Raw genomic sequence first — 16,492 nt, 5'->3', positions numbered from 1 at the left:
CGGTTGGAGTGTATCGCGGGCTTCGCAAATGGCAAAAGCAATGAGCACACAAAATCTCGTGACACCTGACGCCCAAGGCATAGCAGCCTCCGCAAAAGCCGCGAAAAGTCGCGGCATTCCTCCGGTCCACAAGTGGAATCCGCCCTATTGCGGCGATCTCGACATGCGAATTGCGCGTGATGGCACGTGGTTCTACCTCGGGACGCCGATCGGCCGGTTCGAACTGGTGAAACTGTTCTCCTCGATCCTGCGCAAGGATGACGACGCCTATTTTTTGGTCACTCCGGTCGAGAAGGTGGGGATCACCGTCGACGACGCGCCCTTCGTGGCGACCGATTTCAGCGCGGCGGGCGACGGGCAGGACCAGGTCCTGACCTTCACCACCCATGTCGGGGACAAGACCGTTGCCGGTCCCGACAGCCCGATCCGGGTCGAGCGTGACCCGGATACCGGCGAACCCTCGCCCTATGTGCGGGTGCGCGCCGATCTCGAGGCGCTGATCGACCGCAAGAGCTTTTACAGGCTCGTCGACCGCGCGGTGCATCATCTGCACGACGGAGAGAGCTGGTTCGGGCTCTGGTCGTCGGGGCAGTTCTTTCCGATCATCCCCTCCGCCGAGCTCTGAACGGGGGCGGTCGTCAGGCCTCCATCCGGCGCATGATGCCGTGGGCCAGCGCCGGGGACAGCCGCATGATCCGCTTCAGCAGGCGGGTCTTGCCGATCCAGATCTCCTGCTGCCCGGCGGCGGCACCCGCAAGGATGGCGCGCGCCGCCTCGTCCGGGGGCATCTTGCGCTCCGGCGCGCCCTTCGAGAGGGTGGTGTCGACCACGGGAAGCAGCGCCTCGCAGATCCCGATGTCGAGCCCGGCATCCTCTACCTGGTAGCGCAGGGTCCGGGTGAAGCTGCGCATCGCGGCCTTGGTCGCGCAATAGATGGGCGCATCCGCCTTGGGCGCGACGGCAAGACCGGAGGTGACGTTGACGATGCGCGCGCCGGGGCGTTGCGCAAGGGTCGGCAGCAGCCCGACGCCGATCTGCATCGGGGCGACGGCGTTGATGCGCACCTCTTCGTCGATCCCGTCGAAGTGGTCGCCCTCCCGCACCAGCCGGGGATAGCGCATCACCGCGGCATTGTTGATGACGACGCTGCACTCGGGGTGCTGATCCCGCACCCAGTTCACCACGCCGCGGGGAATGTCCGGATCGGCGAGATCGGCTTCCAGCACATCGCAGGCCGGACCGAGCCGCCGCGCGAGATCCTCCAGCCGCGCCGGGTTGCGCGCCACGGCCAGGACCGTCGCACCGCGCGCGGCAAGCTCCCCGGCCATGACGGCGCCGATGCCGCGCGTGGCCCCCGTCAGCAGCACCTTCCGCCCGTCCCAAAATCCCGTCATCGCCTTTTCTCCTTGTCCGCAAGCCTGCGTTTCCGACATAATGTGAGCAATCTTTCAGGTTTCATACTCGCATTTGCCCATGACCCCTCCCGACGCCCTTCACCCGAGAAAAACACCGGTTCAGAGCCGGTCGCGCGCCTCCTACGAGGCGGTGCTGACGGCTGCGGCTCGGATTCTGGAGGGGCAGAGACCGGGCGCGCTCAACACCAATGACGTGGCCGCGCGGGCGGGAGTGAGCATCGGGACGCTCTACCAGTACTTTCCCGGCAAGGAGGCGATCGCGGCCGAACTGATCCGGCGGATCAAGATGCAGCTTCTCGAGGATTTCTCGGAAGCGATCGTCGTCGCAAGAACGCAGAACCTGCGGGAGGCGGCGGTCACCATGGTTTCGGCCTCGATCCGCCACCACGCCCGCGCGCCGGAATTGTCCCGCGAACTGGAAAGGATCGAGGAGACGCTGCCGCTCGACGCGGAGGCGGCGGAAGTCGGGGGCAAGGTGCTGAACGCGCTCGAAGCGCTGCTGGCGGGCTTCGGCATTCCCGAACCGGACATCGCCGCACGCGATCTGGTGTCCCTCAGCAAGGGGTTGGTACACGCGGCGCTCTTTGCCGGGGAAACCGATCTCGGCGCCATCGAACAGCGCCTCTGCCGCGCGGTCTTCGGCTATCTGCGCATCCCGTGACGGTCAGTCGCCGAGTTTGGCGTGAACCTCGTCGAGGTCGATCTCGCCCACCGGCATCTTGTTCGCCGGGTTGTCGAAATCGTATTTGAAAAGGGTGAAGTCGCGCCAGTAGATCTCGCGCATGAGGTGCATGGAGAGATCGTCGAAATAGTCTTCGACCGGATGCGCCCGCTTGGGCCCGTGGCCTTCGCTTTCGTTGAAGCGCGGGATGGTGCCCAGGTCGACCCTGTGCGGCGTTTCCACCGCGTCGAGCACGCCCTGCATGCCGTCGTTGAAGGTCTCGGTCCAGAAGATGTCGTTGTAGCGCCCGCCGTTGACGATGAAGGTGCTCACGTGGCCCGACATGGAGGACCAGTGAATGTCCGGCTCCATCGGGCGGCGCCAGCGGATGGTGTCGCGCACGAAGAGCAGGAACCGGCGGAAGCTGCGCACCTGGTCGAACGGCTCCTTGCCATCGTCGCCGCCCACCTCGATCCCGTATTTCTGGATCAGCAGCGGCACGAGATTGCCGCGATAGCGCCGGCCGTTGCGCTGGATGCCGCAGATCTTGTCGAAGAAGGACGACAGGACGCGGGTGTAGGGATTGCGCACGCAGGTGAAGGCGTAGGAGGTGCGCGTCTTCACATTGGCCTTGATGACATCCTGGCTGTCCTCGCGCGCCCACTTGTGCAGACCGTGATCGGCGTCGTGAATGTCGCCGTCATAGAACGACCCGTGATCCGAGTAGAACATGATCTGACCGATGGTCGAACAGGCGCATTTCGGGACGACCCTGTACACCATGCTTTCACTTTCGGTCATCCAGGTCCCTGGAAACCCCATCTGCCCTTGCCTCCGGCGCGTGGCCCGCGTGATCCGGGCGCTTGACGATGCAAAAAAGCAGAAGAACCCGGTTTCTTCAACGCCCGTTCACCTCTATCAACATAAACAATTCTGAAAAACCGGGGCTTTCTGTTTCCTGAATGGCTAAAATCGCCTTCATTCTGCTGTGCCACAAGGACCCTGACGCCATCATCAAGCAGGCGCAGAGCCTGACCGCCGTCGGCGACTACATGTCGATCCATTTCGACGGGCGGGCGCCGCAGGCCGCCTATGACCGGATCCGCAAGGCGCTGGACGGCAATACCAACGTGACCTTCGCCCGCAAGCGCATCAAATGCGGCTGGGGGGAATGGTCGCTGGTGCAGGCGACGCTGCTCGCCGTCGAGGCGGCGGCCGAGGATTTTCCCCGCGCGACCCACTTCTACATGCTGTCGGGGGATTGCATGGCGATCAAGTCGGCGGAATACGCGCATGACTTCCTCGACCGGCGCGAAGTGGATTACGTGGAGAGCTTCGATTACTTCAAATCCGACTGGATCAAGACCGGCTGGAAGGAAGAGCGGCTCATCTACCGTCACTGGTTCAACGAACGGACGCAGAAGCGCCGGTTCTACGGCATGTTCGCGCTGCAGAAGCGGCTGGGCCTGACGCGGCAGATCCCCGGCGACATCGAGGTCATGATCGGGTCGCAATGGTGGTGCCTGAGGCGGCGCACGATCGAGTGGATCCTGGATTTCTGCAAGCGCAGGCCGGACGTGATGGCGTTCTTCAAGACGACCTGGATTCCGGACGAGACCTTCTTCCAGACGCTGGTGCGCCACCTGGTGCCGGGGAACGAGATCGAAAGCCGCACGCTGACCTTCCTGATGTTTTCGGACTACGGGATGCCGATCACCTTCTACAACGACCATTACGATTTGCTGCTCAGCCAGGATTTCCTGTTCGCCCGCAAGATCAGCCCGGAGGCGCGGGAACTGAAGCGGCGGCTGGGGGTGCTCTATTCCTCCGAGGGGGCGCGGTTCCAGATCTCGAACGAGGGGCGGTCGCTCTACAAGTTCCTGGCCGGGAAGGGCCGGATCGGACGCCGGTTCGCGCCGCGCTTCTGGGAGACGGAAAGTTCGCTCGGCCGGGAGCGCGAATTGCTGATCGTCGTGTGCAAGAAGTGGCACGTCGCCAAGCGGCTGCTGGAGCGGATCCGGCAGATGACCAACATTCCCTGCATCGAGTACCTGTTCAACGAGGAAAGCTGTCACCTGCCCGACCTCGGGGGAATCCAGTCGACGATGGGCAAGCGGCACCGGCACCGCCGGGCGCTGATGCGGATGCTGTTCGACTACTACGAGTCCGACCGGCTGATCGTCTGCATGGACCCGGCGAACCTGGACCTGCTCGAGGATTTCTGCCGCGACCGCTCGGTGTCGCGGCTGCTGGAGGTGGAGTGCCAGTTTTCGGAGGCCTATCTCATCGGGCATGCGATGCGGGTCGGGCTGGCCGGGGACCGGACCCCGAAGGAGACGCTGAACCGCCTGATGCCGACCATCCGCAACGATATGGTGCATGAGAGCGACCGCATCCGGGACGCGGATTTCGACAACCACCTGAGGATGCGCGAAAGCGATTCGCCCGAGGTCAATGCGCGGGTGGTGGCGGAATTCCTGTCGATCTCCTCCGACAAGGCGCTGGACATCTCGCGGACCGACTACCTCTTCGCGGACTGAGCGCGGGCCCTTGCACCCGGACGGATTTGCGCCTTTCATGCGCGCGAACCAGCAGATCGCGGACGCCAGATGCCCTACACCTACGACGACCAGAACATCTTTGCCAAAATCCTGCGGGGCGAGATCCCGAACGACACCGTGCTCGAGACCGAGCACAGCCTGGCCTTCCGGGACATCCGGCCCCAGGCGCCGGTCCACGTGCTGGTGATCCCGCGCGGCAGCTATGTCTGCTACGACCATTTCGCGCAGGACGCCTCGGATGCAGAGATCCTCGACTACACCCGCGCCATCGGCAGGGTCTGCGAGATGGAGGGCGTGGCCGACGGCGGGTTCCGCCTGATCGCCAACGCGGGCGAGGCCGGCGTGCAGGAGGTGCCGCATCTGCATGTCCACATCCTTGCCGGGCGGCCGCTGGGCCGGATGCTCGAGCGCGGCTGATCCGATCCCGCGGTGCGCTGGCGCGCGCCGTGTCTCTCGCCTGCGCCCTGCGGGCTCCGGCTCGGCGCGCGTGGTGGCGTGACGCCTCTGCCCGGTGGCGCGGGGATGGCGGGGCCGGAGGCCTCCGGCGGGGATATTTGCAGCCAGAAGAAGGACGGGGCCGGGAGGGGCCGCGATGCCTGCGCGCCGGGCAGGGGCGTGGCCGGAGCGCCACCGGCGGCTTGCCGAGCCTTGCCCCCGCGCCGTTCCTTGTCCATAACGCAGCGAGTGCACCGTCAGCCACAAGGGAACCGCAGCGATGGCCACAGAAGCGCCCGAGGTCAAGATTGTCGACAGCCACCGGATCGCCTGCGACGGCGGCGAAGGCGCGCTCGGGCATCCGCGCGTCTGGTTGTCCATTCCCCCCGAGCAGGGGTTTGTCGAATGCCCGTATTGCGATGCGAAATACGTGCATGCCGACTTCGAGGGCAAGGTCTGACGCCTGCCGCGCGGGCCGGACGGGGCGGGCCGGTGCATTCTGACCTGACACACCCCCGCCGATTGGCTCCATGCTTCCGATCTTTCTGAAGACCCTTCCGTTCTTTGCGCTGATCGCGGTCGGTTATCTTGCGGCGCGCTACAGGTTCTTTTCCGAGGCGGCCTCGGCCGCGCTGACGCGGTTCGTCTTCTATTTCGCGCTCTCGGCCATGCTGTTCCGGTTTTCGGCGAACCTGTCCATCGCCGAGATCTTCGATGCGCGGCTGGCGGCGGGGTACCTCTGGGGGACGGCCTTTGTCTACGGTATCGCAACGGCGGTTGCCCTGTTTCGCAGGCTCGACGTGCAGACCGCGGCGATCGAGGCGCAATGTGCCGCCATCGGCAATACCGGGTTCCTGGGCGTGCCGATGCTGGCGGTGCTCATGGGGCAGGCGGCCGTGGGGCCGATCATCCTGATCCTCTCCATCGACCTGCTGGTATTCTCGACCCTTCTGGTCATCCTCGTCACCGGATCGCGGGACGGGCGGATGTCGCCGGCGATGCTGCGAACGGTGGGCATGGGGCTGCTGAAGAACCCGATGATCGTCGCCATCGTGGCCGGGCTGGCGGTGTCGTCCTCCGGCCTGACCATTCCGGATCCGGTCAACGAGTTCCTCACCCTGCTCGGCAATGCCGCGACTCCGGGGGCGCTGTTCGCCATCGGCGCCTCGCTTGCCTCGAAGAGCGCGGAGCGGCTGCAGATCGCGGCCTGGCTCAGTTTCTGCAAGCTGATCCTGCATCCGCTGTTCGTGGGGCTCGGGGTGTTCGTGTTCTTCCCGGTGACGCCGTTCCAGGCCGCGGTGGTGGTGTCGGCCTCGTCCCTGCCGGTGGCGGGGAACGTGTTCATCCTTGCCCAGCACTACGGCATCGCGCCGCAGCGGGTGTCGGCCTCGATCCTGATCTCGACGGCGGTCAGCATTCTCACCGTCTCGACGGTGATCGCCTGGGTGTCCGTCTGAGCGTTGCGCCTTGCCCTGACCCGTCGGCGTGCTAGCACTCAGACCGACCGGACAGGAGAGTGCCATGAAGACCGTTTCCGAAAATCGCAGCTTTGGCGGCATGCAGGGCGTCTACAGCCATGCCTCGCAGGCCTGTTCCTGCGACATGACCTTCGGGTTGTTCCTGCCGGAGGAGGCGCGGCACGGCCCGGTGCCGGTGCTGTGGTATCTGTCGGGCCTGACCTGCACGCACGAGAACGCGATGACCAAGGCCGGGGCGCAGGCCGTCGCCGCCGAGGCGGGCATCGCGCTGGTGTTTCCCGACACCTCGCCGCGCGGCGAGGACGTGGCGGACGCTGCGGGCTATGACCTCGGGCAGGGTGCGGGGTTCTACGTCAACGCGACCGAAGCGCCCTGGGCACCGCATTTCCGCATGCGGGATTATCTGGCCGAGGAACTGCCCGGCCTGATCGGCGCGGAATTCCCTCTGGAGATGGACCGACAGGCGATCACCGGGCATTCCATGGGCGGGCACGGGGCGCTGACGCTGGCGATGAGCCTTCCGGAGCGCTTTTGCACGGTTTCGGCCTTTGCGCCCATCGCCAACCCGACGCGGAGCGACTGGGGCCGCAAGCAGCTCGGCGCCTATCTCGGACCGGACGAAAGCGCCTGGGCGCCGCATGATGCCACCCTGCTGATGGCGGAGCGCGGCTTTCCCGGCGAGGTGCTGATCGACCAGGGCAGCGCGGACCAGTTTCTCGACCTGCTGAAGCCCGAGGCGCTGGCGGAGGCGATGATGGCGCGCCGCCAGCCGGGGACGTTCCGGATGCAGAAGGGCTACGACCACAGCTATTTCTTCATCTCGACCTTCATGGCGGACCATGTCGCCTTCCATGCCGAGGCGCTTCGGGCATGACGATGCTCTATATCGACGCGGATGCCTGTCCGGTGAAGGCCGAAGCCGAGCGCGTCGCCACGCGACACGGCGTGCGGATGGCGGTGGTGTCGAACGGCGGGCTGCGGCCTTCGGCCAACCCGCTGGTGGAGACGGTGATCGTGCCGGAGGGCCCCGATGTCGCGGACATGTGGATCGCGGAGCGCTGCGGGCCGGGCGATGTGGTGGTGACCGGCGATATTCCCCTGGCGGCGCGCTGCGTCGAGGCGGGCGCGCGGGTGCTGCGCCACAACGGCGAGGCCTTCACCGCCGCCAACATCGGGCAGCAACTGGCCATGCGCGACCTCATGGCCGACCTGCGGGCGGCGTCTCCGCTGGCGCAGGGGGGAAGCGGGAAAGGCTTTACAAAGGCCGACCGCTCCCGTTTTCTGGACGCGCTGGAGCGGGAAATGCGCGCCGCCAAGGCGCAGGCAAAGGGGTAGGGCATGGCGATTCAGGCGGTCGTTTTCGACATCGGCAACGTGCTGATCGAATGGAATCCCGAACGCTACTACGACGCCGCCATCGGCGAGGACCGCCGCCGCGCCATGTTCGCCGAAGTGGACCTGCACGGCTACAACGACCGGGTCGACCGGGGCGAGGATTTTCGCGGCGTGATCGAGGAGGCGGCCGGGGCCTACCCTGCCTGGCGCGAGGAAATCCTGCACTGGCACGGCCACTGGCTCAAGATGGCGACCCCCGAGATTCCTCAGTCGGTGGCGATCCTGCGCCGTCTGCGCGGCAACGGCGTGCCGGTCTTTGCGCTGTCGAACTTCGGCATCGGCACCTTCGAACTGGCGGAGCCGGTCTATCCCTTCCTGGCCGAATTCGATCGCCGCTACATATCGGGCTATATGGGCGTGACCAAGCCGGGCGCCCGGATCTACGAGATGGTCGAGGAGGATTGCGGCCTGCCCCCGGAGAGCCTGCTCTTTGCCGATGACCGCGCGGACAATATCGCCGCCGCCGCGGCGCGGGGCTGGCAGACGCACCTGTTCACGACACCGGAGGCTTGGGAGGCCTGCCTGATCTCGCACGGCGTTCTGACCGCGCGGGAACCGGCATGACCGCCCCGGCCTTCATCCCGTTCGAGGCGGGGGAGCGGCTTGACTGGCTCGGCCTCACCAGGGCCTTCGAGGCCGGGCACCGCCTGCCACGCGCCGAAATCGCGGACAATTTCCTTTATCGCGGCAAGGACACGCTGCTCAATCGCGCGGCCTGGATCGACGGGCTGGGGCTGGCGGTGAAATCCGCCACCATCTTTCCCGGCAACCCCGAGCGGGGCAGGGGCATCGTGAACGGCGGCGTGACGCTCTACGACGACGCGACGGGGCTGCTCGAAGCGGTGGTGGATTTCCACCTCGTGACCAAGTGGAAAACGGCGGGCGACAGTCTGCTGGGCGCGCTGAAACTGGCCCGCCCGGAGTCGCGCGAGATCCTGATCGTCGGGGCGGGGACCGTGGGGCATTCGCTGGTCGAAGCCTATGGCGCGGGCTTTCCCGGTGCGCGGTTCAGCGTCTGGAACCGCACGCCCGACAAGGCCGAGGCGATGGCGTCGGAACTGGGCATCGACTTTGCCCCCGACCTGGAAGCCGCGGTCGCCGGGGCCGACATCATAAGCTGCGCGACCATGTCGACGACGCCGGTGATCCGCGGGGACTGGCTGCGCGCCGGGCAGCACCTCGATCTGATCGGGGCCTATCGCCCCGACATGCGCGAGGCCGACGATACCGCGCTGCAACGGGCGCGGATCTTCGTCGACAGTTTCGACACCACGCTCGGCCATATCGGAGAACTGAAGATCCCGCTCGAAAGCGGCGCGATCGGGCGCGGGGACGTGATCGCGGATTACTACGATTCCGGCGCCTTCCGCCGGACCGGGGTTGAGGAGATCACCCTGTTCAAGAACGGCGGCGGCGCGCATCTGGACCTGATGACCAGCCGCTACATCCACGACAACTGGAACGCGGCATGATCTGGGTTGCGGGCGGTTTCGCTTTGGTCGTCCTGGTCGCGGCACTGTTGCCCCGCTACCTGGAACTGCGTCGCCAACCCGTCACCAAGAGGGAACGGCAGGACACGGATGGGGGATTCGTCGGGACCAGCCGAGGGCTGACGCATTACCGGATCCTCGGGCCGACGCGGGGACCCTTCGTGGTCTGCGTCCACGGCCTGACCACCCCGTCGGCGGTGTTCGAAGGTCTGTCCGTGCATCTTGCGCGGATGGGCTTCCGGGTGCTGGTCTACGATCTCTACGGGCGCGGCCTGTCGGCGCGCCCCCATGGCCGGCAGACGCCGGAGTTCTTCACCCTTCAGCTGCGCGAACTGCTGGACGATCTGAACCTGACCGAGGAACTGACGCTGGTGGGGTATTCCATGGGCGGGGCCATTGCCGCCGCCTTTGCCGCCGAGGAGGACCACCGCCTGCGCCGCATCGTGCTGCTCGCCCCGGCCGGGATGGCCACGACGCTGGGCCGCGAGGCGGACTGGGCCGCGAAGATGCCGGGACTGGGGGACTGGCTGTTCCACATGGCCTTTCCCCGCGCGCAGCGCGCCGCCATCGAGGCAGAGCGCGGCATCCCCTCCGAGGTCGAGGGCATCGCCGAGGTCCAGACCGGAGAGCTGACGCGCCGGGGCTACGTGCGTTCGGTGCTGTCCAGCCTGCGCTACACGTTGTCCGAGCCGATGGAGGCAGCCCACCGCAGCATTGCCGCCGGAGGGTTGCCGGTGCTGGCGATCTGGGGCCGGGAGGATGCGCAGATCCCCCTGCGCGCCATGAGCCTGCTGACCGAGTGGAACCGCAGCGCCCGCCAGGAGGTGATCGACGGCGCCGGCCACGGCCTGCCCTACACGCACGCGGCCGAGGTTGCGGCGCTTGTCGCGCGCGAGCTGGAAGACGAGCGCCATCGCTGACGCCCGCCCCGGTCAGACCGGCAGCGGATTGGCCGCCGGCGCGCGGTTTTCCTTTACCGGCAGGTGGATCACCGCGCTGAGCGCGCCCACGCCGACTCCGACCCACCACACCAGCGTGTAGTCGCCGTAGATGTCGTACATCCGCCCGCCCAGCCAGACGCCGAGGAAGCCGCCGAGCTGGTGGGAAAAGAACACGATCCCGTAGAGCGTGCCCATGTAGCGCAGCCCGTAGAGATGCGCGACAAGCCCCGAGGTGAGCGGCACCGTGGCCAGCCAAAGCGAGCCCATGACCGCGGAAAAGACGATGACGCTCGCCGGTGTGATCGGCATCAGGATGAAGATCGCCGAGGCCAGAGTCCGCGCGGTGTAGATCGCCGCCAGCAGGTATTTCCGCGAGAACCGCTTGCCCGCCCAGCCCGCGGCCAGTGTGCCCGCGATGTTCGCCAGCCCGATCAGCCCGATGGACCACGCGCCGAGCGCCGAGGTCGTGGTGATGCCGAGGGAATGCAACAGCCCGCCCGCCGCGATCGGGCCGCACATCTCGGCCACGAAGGCCGGGAAATGGGCGGTGATGAAGGCAAGCTGGTAGCCGCAGGAAAAGAACCCGATGAAGATGAGCGAGAAGGACGGATCGCGCGCGGCCCGCTTCAGGATCGTGCCCATGCTTTCCTCGATCTCGGCCCGCGAGGCGGCCGGCGCGCGCATCATCGGCAGGGTCAGCAGCACCGCAAGGATGAGCAGGGCAAAGACCAGGAACACCTCCTGCCAGCTCAGCATGGTGAGCATCCATTCGGCGAAGGGGGCGCCGACCACCTGTCCCGCGCTACCCGCCGCGGTGGCGATGGCCAGCGACATGGAGCGGTTCTCGTCCGAGGCGGCGCGGCCCACCACCGCGAGGATCACGCCGAAGCCGGTACCCGCGACGCCGAAGCCGACCAGCAGTTCGGACCATTGCATCGCGCCGGGGGTCATCGAATAGCTCGACAGCACGAGGCCCGCCGCATAGGTGATCGCACCCAGAATGATCGCCTTGCGGTCGCCGATCTTTTCCGCGACCGCGCCGAACAACGGCTGACCGATCCCCCAGGCGAGGTTCTGGAGGGCGATGGCAAGGCTGAACTCGGTCCGGGGCCAGCCGAACTCTTCCGCGATCGGGATCTGGAAGACGCCGAAGCTTGCGCGGATCGCGAAGGAGATGAGGGTTATCACGCATCCGATGACAAGCACCGGAGTGAAAATGGAAGCTTGTCGTGTCATCGGGGAACCTGTCTGTATGCGCGATTGCCGACACTATTCATCACGGGGGCAAGGTCAAGTCAGGGATATTGAGCGCTGCCATCACGATCCGTGATGAATCGGCGCGCGGTCCGGGCTCAGCCCCGGCCCTGCGCATGCAGGGGCACCGCGCGGTGGATCTTGCGAAACGGGGCCTGCACCAGCCCCGCGCCGAACATCGTGCCGTCGTTTCCGGGGGCGAGCCCCGATCTGGTCGCCGACCGTCGCAATCTGTCGGCCACGGCTTCGGCGGTCATCGGCGCGTCGAAGGCGGCCTGGGCCTCCCATATCAGGGCGGCGATGCCCGCGGCGTGCAGGCAGGCCATCGAGGTGCCGTTGAGCGTGCGCAACCCGCCGCCGCTGGCCGCCGAGACGATCCCGACGCCGGGCGCGGACAGGGCGGGCCGGGTGTTGGAAAAGGTCGCGACCTCGAGCCCCGCCTCGCCCCGCCCCAGCGCCCCGACCGGGAGCACGCCCGCCGCAGAGGCCGGCGCGCCGACACTGACCTCGAATTCCGGCGAGATCTGCCGCCCGCTTTCGTTGCCGGCCGCAGCGACAACCAGCGCGCCGCCGTCCGCGTCCGGCGAGGCGCCGAGCGCCGCCAGCAGTGTCTCGACCATCCGCAGGTTGTCGCGATGACTTTCCAGCGCGACCGAGGTCGCCAGAAGCTCGGGGTAGCCCTGCGCCACCAGCTCCGCCACCGTCCCGACGAAATCGAAGGCGAGCGACAGGGAAATCACCCGCGCGCGCTGCAGGGCGGCCCAGTGCAGGCCCTGCATCAGCATGGCCGACCGGCCGCGGCCGTCATCCGCGAGGATCTTGCCGATCAGGGCTTCGGAAATGCCGGGCGCGACGCCGATGGGCACGCCGTCGACCTCGCCGCCGAACAGGGTTCCGGCGCAATGGGTGCCATGGCCGTTCGCATCGTGATTGCCGGTCCCGGCGAAATCCCGGCAGGTGAGCCGCATGTTTTCAAAGGCGGGATGGCCGGCATCTATCCCTGTGTCGAGCACCGCCACCCGGACGCCCGCCCCGGAAAATCCGCTCGCTCCCGCGCCGATGGCGTCGATCCCCCAGCCCGGCACGGCATCGTCGTCCCGCACGTCGTCCAGCGGTTCGGGCGCGACGATGCGCGTGGGTATGTCGCGCGCGATCGCCAGCGTCGCCGGGTCGCGACGCAGGGCGCGCCACTCGGCGGGCGACAGCGTTTCGCAGATCAGCCGAAGCGCCGCCGGGAACGCCCGGCCCGTCGGTCCGGCGCCAGCGGTTCCGGCGCCGTCGGCAGCGCTCAGGATGATGAACCGCGTCATGTGCATGCTCTGTCGGTATGTGTCCCCCTCATCGGAGGATGCTACCCTCCGGCTCCGGAGCAACAAAGACACGCTTCGTGAACCCCGCGTGAAAAGCGCGGAGGCGGCAGCGGCATCCGGCGAGCGGCCCGGCGCGGTTCTCCGGATCGCCGGGCGGCAGTCAGATGAGCCCGGCCTGACGGAACAGCGCCTGCAGGTTCGCCTCCGGGCGCGGGCCCATGTGGCTGATGACCTCGGAGGCGGCGACGGTGCCCATGCGGCCCGCCGTTTCCATGTCGGCCCCGGTGGCGAGACCGTAGAGGAAGCCCGCCGCGAACTGGTCGCCCGCTCCGGTCGCATCCACGGGCACGATCTTTTTCACCGGCACGTCGACACGCAGGCCGTCGCGGATGATGCTGACCCCGTCACCCGACCGGGTGCAGACCACCAGCGGGCAGATCGCGGCGACCCGCGCCAGATCGGCTTCGAGCGAATTGTCCCGGAAGAGCGAGCGGATCTCGGCCTCGTTGCCGATCACGTAGTCCATCTCGTTGGCGATGAGGCTGAGGAAATCCTCGCGGTGGCGCTCGACGCAGAACGGGTCGGAAATCGCGATCCCCGCCATGCCGCCGGCCTGCCGGCAGGTGCGGGCGGTGCGCACGAAGGCGTCCTTCCCCTTGGGTTTGTCGAACAGGTACCCTTCGAGAAACACGAGTTCGGCCTGCGTCGTCACCTCTTCGGAGACATCGTCCGGCCCCAGCTCGGCGGAAATCCCGAGATAGGTGTTCATCGACCGCTCGCCGTCGGGCGAAACGAAGATCATCGAGCGCGAGGTCGGCAGTTCGCCGCCCTCGACCGGCGGATTGACGAAATCGGTGCCGCCCTTTTCCATGTTCTCGGCGTAGAAGCGCCCGAGCGCATCCGCGTGAACGCGGCCGATGAAGCCGGTCCGCAGCCCGAGATTGCCCAGCCCCGCCAGCGTGTTCGCCACCGAGCCGCCGGGAGCCTGAACCCGGCCTTCCATCGCGCCGTAGAGGACTTCGGCCCGGTCACGCTCGACCAGTTGCATGATGCCCTTGGTGATGCCCATCAGTTCGAGAAAACTGTCGTCGGCGCGGGTCAGCACATCGACGATGGCGTTTCCGATGCCGACAACCTGATATTTCTTGGGGGAAGCGGTCATGGAGTCTTGTCCTCGAAGGGGCAGAGATCGCGTATCAGGCACGCGTTGCATTTCGGTTTCCGCGCGACGCAGGTGTAGCGGCCGTGCAGGATGAGCCAGTGGTGGGCGTGCTGCTGGAAATCCACCGGGATATTGTCCTCGATGGCGCGCTCGACGGCGACGACATCCTTGCCGGGGCAGATGCCGGTGCGGTTGCCGACGCGGAAGATGTGGGTGTCGACGGCCTGCGCCGGATAGCGCCACCACATGTTCAGCACCACGTTGGCGGTCTTGCGCCCCACTCCGGGAAGGCTTTCCAGCGCGGCGCGCGAACAGGGAACCTCTCCGCCGTACTCGTCGACGAGGATCCGGGCCATCTTGATGACGTTCTTCGCCTTGTTGCGGAACAGGCCGATGGTCTTGATGTGCTCGATCACGCCCTCTTCGCCGAGGTCGAGCATCTTCTGCGGCGTGTCGGCGATCCGGAACAGCTCGCGCGTGGCCTTGTTGACGCCCGCATCGGTCGCCTGCGCGGACAACGCCACCGCGACCACCAGCGTGTAGACGTTCACATGCTCCAGCTCGCCCTTCGGCTCGGGCTCGGAGGCGTGAAAGCGGGTAAAGATCTCCCGCAGGGTGTGGTAGTCGAGTTGCGCAGACATGCGCGCAGCTATGCCTGCGGTTGGAGGGATGCGCAACATTCGGGTCGAAGGATGCGGCGCAATGGCCATATTCGAAGGAGCGACTGCCCCGAAGGAGGCCCGGGATGAAAGACATGCAGGAAGACGGATACCATTTTCACGTGATGCGGCGCGCCATCGACCTGATCGACGAGGCCGGGCCTTCGGCGACGCTGGAAGATCTGGCCGCGGCGATGGACATGAGTCCGGCGCATTTCCAGCGGGTGTTCTCGCGCTGGGCCGGGGTGTCGCCGAAACGCTACCAGCAGTACCTGACGCTGGGCCATGCCAAGGCGCTTCTGGAAGAGCGGTTCACCACGCTCGAAACCGCCCACGCGACGGGGCTCTCCGGGGGCGGGCGGCTGCACGACCTCTTCCTGCGGTGGGAAGCGATGAGCCCCGGGGACTACGCCCGCGGGGGCGACGGGCTGACGATCCTCTGGGGTTGGTTCGAAAGCCCCTTCGGCCCGGCCCTCGTGATGGGAACGGAAAAGGGCATCTGCGGCATCGCCTTTGCCGCCGAGACGACCGAGGCCGCCGCCTTCGAGGATCTGCTCGGCCGCTGGCCGCGTGCCACCTTCGTCGAGGACCCGATGACGCTGCGGCCCTGGGCGCTGAAGGCCTTCGGCGTCGAGGAGGACGGACCGCTGCCGCTCTACCTGATCGGGGCGCCGTTCCAGATCAAGGTGTGGGAGGCGCTGATGCGGATTCCCTCGGGGCAGGTCACGACCTATTCCGAGATCGCCAAGGCGGTGGGCCACCCCAAGGCGGTGCGCGCCGTGGGCACGGCGGTGGGGCGGAACCCGATTTCCCTGCTGATTCCATGCCATCGCGCGCTGCGCAAGTCCGGCGGGCTCGGGGGATATCACTGGGGGCTGCCGGTCAAGCGCGCGATCCTGGCCTGGGAGTCGGCGCGCAGGGATGCCTCGTGATCGTGATCACGATGCGCGGAGGTTTGCTCATTCCTGGTGCGGATTTGTTTGGCTCCGCGCAAGATCCCGCTATGTAGCGTTCAGATCCCCGACAGGGACGGCATTAAAGCGAGGCACACAATGATCCGGGCCAACAAGACCCCCATTTCCCTTTCTCTCGTCGCCATCATGGCGCTCACCGCGTGCGAGATGGATCCCAACGATCCCAACCGTCAGGCCAAGCAGGGTGCCGTCATCGGCGCGCTGGGCGGAGCCGTGACCGGCGCGCTGATCGGCGGTGACGACAAGGCCGAACGCAACCGCACCATCCTGGCCGGCGCGGCACTCGGCGCGGCCGGCGGCGCGATCGTCGGCAACCAGCTCGACAAGCAGGAAGCAGCGCTGCGCCAGCAGCTCGGCAACAATGTCACGATCAACAACACCGGCGAACGCCTGATCGTCACCATGCCGCAGGACATCCTGTTCGCGACCGACAGCGCCACGCTGCGCGGCGATCTTCAGGCCGACATCCGCACCGTCGCCCGGTCGCTGCTGGAATACCCGAACACCACGGTTCAGGTCATCGGCCACACCGACAGCGACGGCGAAGCCGCCTACAACCAGAACCTGTCGCAGCGCCGTGCACAGGCGGTGTCGAGCGTCCTGGTCTCGCAGGGGGTTCCGTCCTACCGCGTGCAGTCCATCGGCCGTGGCGAAGATCAGCCCATCGCGTCGAACCTGACCGCCGAAGGCAAGCGTCAGAACCGCCGCGTGGAAATCGTCATCCTGCCGAACGCCTCCTGAGACGCCAAGGCATCGC

At 66.9% G+C, this 16,492-nt stretch carries 19 protein-coding genes; 13 read left to right on the top strand and 6 right to left on the bottom strand.

What is annotated here, in order from left to right; genetic code table 11:
• Nucleotides 1–40 precede the first annotated feature (40 nt).
• Nucleotides 41–625: a DUF1285 domain-containing protein gene (locus ACN0RJ_RS00535; RefSeq protein WP_417720607.1), complete on the top strand. Its 585-nt coding sequence runs from the start codon at nt 41–43 to the stop codon at nt 623–625.
• Between the two features lie 13 nt (nt 626–638).
• Here ACN0RJ_RS00535 and ACN0RJ_RS00530 read toward each other — a convergent pair whose 3' ends face one another.
• On the bottom strand, nt 639–1,394 hold the full coding sequence (locus tag ACN0RJ_RS00530; RefSeq protein ID WP_417723067.1) for an SDR family oxidoreductase: 756 nt from the start codon (nt 1,392–1,394) through the stop codon (nt 639–641).
• Nucleotides 1,395–1,473: 79 nt separating this feature from the next.
• Between ACN0RJ_RS00530 and ACN0RJ_RS00525 the strand changes: the two genes are divergently transcribed.
• A complete protein-coding gene (locus ACN0RJ_RS00525; protein WP_417723066.1) occupies nt 1,474–2,076 on the top strand; it encodes a TetR/AcrR family transcriptional regulator in 603 nt (200 codons plus the stop codon).
• 3 nt (nt 2,077–2,079) lie between these two features.
• Here ACN0RJ_RS00525 and ACN0RJ_RS00520 read toward each other — a convergent pair whose 3' ends face one another.
• On the bottom strand, nt 2,080–2,898 hold the full coding sequence (locus ACN0RJ_RS00520) for a sulfotransferase family protein (RefSeq protein ID WP_417720604.1): 819 nt from the start codon (nt 2,896–2,898) through the stop codon (nt 2,080–2,082).
• A 140-nt stretch (nt 2,899–3,038) separates the two neighbouring features.
• Between ACN0RJ_RS00520 and ACN0RJ_RS00515 the strand changes: the two genes are divergently transcribed.
• From ACN0RJ_RS00515 to ACN0RJ_RS00475, 9 genes are all read left to right on the top strand, one after another.
• On the top strand, nt 3,039–4,616 hold the full coding sequence (locus ACN0RJ_RS00515) for a DUF5928 domain-containing protein (RefSeq protein WP_417723065.1): 1,578 nt from the start codon (nt 3,039–3,041) through the stop codon (nt 4,614–4,616).
• 69 nt (nt 4,617–4,685) lie between these two features.
• Nucleotides 4,686–5,054 (top strand): histidine triad nucleotide-binding protein, encoded by a 369-nt coding sequence (locus ACN0RJ_RS00510; RefSeq protein WP_417720602.1) that lies wholly within the window; start codon nt 4,686–4,688, stop codon nt 5,052–5,054.
• A 298-nt stretch (nt 5,055–5,352) separates the two neighbouring features.
• Nucleotides 5,353–5,532, top strand: a complete 180-nt coding sequence (locus ACN0RJ_RS00505) for a zinc-finger domain-containing protein (RefSeq protein WP_417720601.1) — start codon at nt 5,353–5,355, stop codon at nt 5,530–5,532.
• A gap of 70 nt (nt 5,533–5,602) precedes the next feature.
• Nucleotides 5,603–6,529 carry an AEC family transporter gene (locus ACN0RJ_RS00500; RefSeq protein ID WP_417723064.1) on the top strand — a complete coding sequence of 309 codons (927 nt, stop codon included), beginning with the start codon at nt 5,603–5,605 and terminating at the stop codon, nt 6,527–6,529.
• A 64-nt stretch (nt 6,530–6,593) separates the two neighbouring features.
• On the top strand, nt 6,594–7,424 hold the full coding sequence (gene fghA / locus ACN0RJ_RS00495; RefSeq protein WP_417723063.1) for an S-formylglutathione hydrolase: 831 nt from the start codon (nt 6,594–6,596) through the stop codon (nt 7,422–7,424).
• A complete protein-coding gene (locus ACN0RJ_RS00490; protein WP_417720598.1) occupies nt 7,421–7,885 on the top strand; it encodes a YaiI/YqxD family protein in 465 nt (154 codons plus the stop codon). The genes fghA and ACN0RJ_RS00490 overlap by 4 nt, the downstream gene beginning before the upstream one ends.
• 3 nt (nt 7,886–7,888) lie before the next feature.
• Nucleotides 7,889–8,509 (top strand): HAD family hydrolase, encoded by a 621-nt coding sequence (locus ACN0RJ_RS00485; protein ID WP_417723062.1) that lies wholly within the window; start codon nt 7,889–7,891, stop codon nt 8,507–8,509.
• Entirely contained in the window at nt 8,506–9,417 is a 912-nt protein-coding gene (locus ACN0RJ_RS00480) for an ornithine cyclodeaminase family protein (protein WP_417723061.1), read from the top strand. Before ACN0RJ_RS00485 ends, ACN0RJ_RS00480 begins: the two co-directional genes overlap by 4 nt.
• Nucleotides 9,414–10,355, top strand: a complete 942-nt coding sequence (locus ACN0RJ_RS00475) for an alpha/beta fold hydrolase (RefSeq protein WP_417723060.1) — start codon at nt 9,414–9,416, stop codon at nt 10,353–10,355. The genes ACN0RJ_RS00480 and ACN0RJ_RS00475 overlap by 4 nt, the downstream gene beginning before the upstream one ends.
• Nucleotides 10,356–10,367: 12 nt before the next feature.
• On the opposite strand, the gene ACN0RJ_RS00470 is transcribed toward ACN0RJ_RS00475, so the two are convergent.
• The 4 genes from ACN0RJ_RS00470 to nth form a co-directional block, all read right to left on the bottom strand.
• The gene (locus ACN0RJ_RS00470; protein ID WP_417720594.1) at nt 10,368–11,612 is read right to left on the bottom strand and encodes an MFS transporter; all 1,245 of its coding nucleotides are present in this window, start codon (nt 11,610–11,612) and stop codon (nt 10,368–10,370) included.
• Nucleotides 11,613–11,728: 116 nt separating this feature from the next.
• Nucleotides 11,729–12,940 (bottom strand): S8 family peptidase, encoded by a 1,212-nt coding sequence (locus tag ACN0RJ_RS00465; RefSeq protein ID WP_417723059.1) that lies wholly within the window; start codon nt 12,938–12,940, stop codon nt 11,729–11,731.
• A 160-nt stretch (nt 12,941–13,100) separates the two neighbouring features.
• Nucleotides 13,101–14,102 carry an adenosine kinase gene (locus ACN0RJ_RS00460; RefSeq protein WP_417723058.1) on the bottom strand — a complete coding sequence of 334 codons (1,002 nt, stop codon included), beginning with the start codon at nt 14,100–14,102 and terminating at the stop codon, nt 13,101–13,103.
• A complete protein-coding gene (gene nth / locus ACN0RJ_RS00455; RefSeq protein WP_417720591.1) occupies nt 14,099–14,743 on the bottom strand; it encodes an endonuclease III in 645 nt (214 codons plus the stop codon). The genes ACN0RJ_RS00460 and nth overlap by 4 nt, the downstream gene beginning before the upstream one ends.
• A gap of 104 nt (nt 14,744–14,847) precedes the next feature.
• On the opposite strand from nth, the gene ACN0RJ_RS00450 reads away from it, so the two are divergent.
• Nucleotides 14,848–15,693: a methylated-DNA--[protein]-cysteine S-methyltransferase gene (locus ACN0RJ_RS00450; RefSeq protein WP_417723057.1), complete on the top strand. Its 846-nt coding sequence runs from the start codon at nt 14,848–14,850 to the stop codon at nt 15,691–15,693.
• A gap of 120 nt (nt 15,694–15,813) precedes the next feature.
• Nucleotides 15,814–16,476 carry an OmpA family protein gene (locus ACN0RJ_RS00445; protein WP_417720589.1) on the top strand — a complete coding sequence of 221 codons (663 nt, stop codon included), beginning with the start codon at nt 15,814–15,816 and terminating at the stop codon, nt 16,474–16,476.
• Nucleotides 16,477–16,492: the final 16 nt, after the last annotated feature.

Source organism: Salipiger sp., from assembly GCF_048261495.1.
In the GTDB taxonomy this organism is placed as follows: Bacteria; Pseudomonadota; Alphaproteobacteria; order Rhodobacterales; family Rhodobacteraceae; genus Salipiger.
Note: the sequence above shows the minus strand (reverse complement) of the source record. Positions and strands in the feature narration are given on the sequence as shown.

Excerpts from the sequence above, each read along its gene's own strand:
- ACN0RJ_RS00450 (WP_417723057.1), top strand. The coding sequence starts at position 14,848 with ATGAAAGACATGCAGGAAGACGGATACCATTTTCACGTGATGCGGCGC.
- ACN0RJ_RS00465 (WP_417723059.1), bottom strand. The coding sequence starts at position 12,940 with ATGACGCGGTTCATCATCCTGAGCGCTGCCGACGGCGCCGGAACCGCT.
- ACN0RJ_RS00525 (WP_417723066.1), top strand. The coding sequence starts at position 1,474 with ATGACCCCTCCCGACGCCCTTCACCCGAGAAAAACACCGGTTCAGAGC.
- ACN0RJ_RS00510 (WP_417720602.1), top strand. The coding sequence starts at position 4,686 with ATGCCCTACACCTACGACGACCAGAACATCTTTGCCAAAATCCTGCGG.
- ACN0RJ_RS00520 (WP_417720604.1), bottom strand. The coding sequence starts at position 2,898 with ATGGGGTTTCCAGGGACCTGGATGACCGAAAGTGAAAGCATGGTGTAC.
- ACN0RJ_RS00480 (WP_417723061.1), top strand. The coding sequence starts at position 8,506 with ATGACCGCCCCGGCCTTCATCCCGTTCGAGGCGGGGGAGCGGCTTGAC.
- ACN0RJ_RS00470 (WP_417720594.1), bottom strand. The coding sequence starts at position 11,612 with ATGACACGACAAGCTTCCATTTTCACTCCGGTGCTTGTCATCGGATGC.
- ACN0RJ_RS00490 (WP_417720598.1), top strand. The coding sequence starts at position 7,421 with ATGACGATGCTCTATATCGACGCGGATGCCTGTCCGGTGAAGGCCGAA.
- ACN0RJ_RS00500 (WP_417723064.1), top strand. The coding sequence starts at position 5,603 with ATGCTTCCGATCTTTCTGAAGACCCTTCCGTTCTTTGCGCTGATCGCG.
- ACN0RJ_RS00445 (WP_417720589.1), top strand. The coding sequence starts at position 15,814 with ATGATCCGGGCCAACAAGACCCCCATTTCCCTTTCTCTCGTCGCCATC.
- ACN0RJ_RS00505 (WP_417720601.1), top strand. The coding sequence starts at position 5,353 with ATGGCCACAGAAGCGCCCGAGGTCAAGATTGTCGACAGCCACCGGATC.
- ACN0RJ_RS00475 (WP_417723060.1), top strand. The coding sequence starts at position 9,414 with ATGATCTGGGTTGCGGGCGGTTTCGCTTTGGTCGTCCTGGTCGCGGCA.
- ACN0RJ_RS00515 (WP_417723065.1), top strand. The coding sequence starts at position 3,039 with ATGGCTAAAATCGCCTTCATTCTGCTGTGCCACAAGGACCCTGACGCC.
- ACN0RJ_RS00460 (WP_417723058.1), bottom strand. The coding sequence starts at position 14,102 with ATGACCGCTTCCCCCAAGAAATATCAGGTTGTCGGCATCGGAAACGCC.
- ACN0RJ_RS00530 (WP_417723067.1), bottom strand. The coding sequence starts at position 1,394 with ATGACGGGATTTTGGGACGGGCGGAAGGTGCTGCTGACGGGGGCCACG.
- nth (WP_417720591.1), bottom strand. The coding sequence starts at position 14,743 with ATGTCTGCGCAACTCGACTACCACACCCTGCGGGAGATCTTTACCCGC.
- fghA (WP_417723063.1), top strand. The coding sequence starts at position 6,594 with ATGAAGACCGTTTCCGAAAATCGCAGCTTTGGCGGCATGCAGGGCGTC.
- ACN0RJ_RS00485 (WP_417723062.1), top strand. The coding sequence starts at position 7,889 with ATGGCGATTCAGGCGGTCGTTTTCGACATCGGCAACGTGCTGATCGAA.
- ACN0RJ_RS00535 (WP_417720607.1), top strand. The coding sequence starts at position 41 with ATGAGCACACAAAATCTCGTGACACCTGACGCCCAAGGCATAGCAGCC.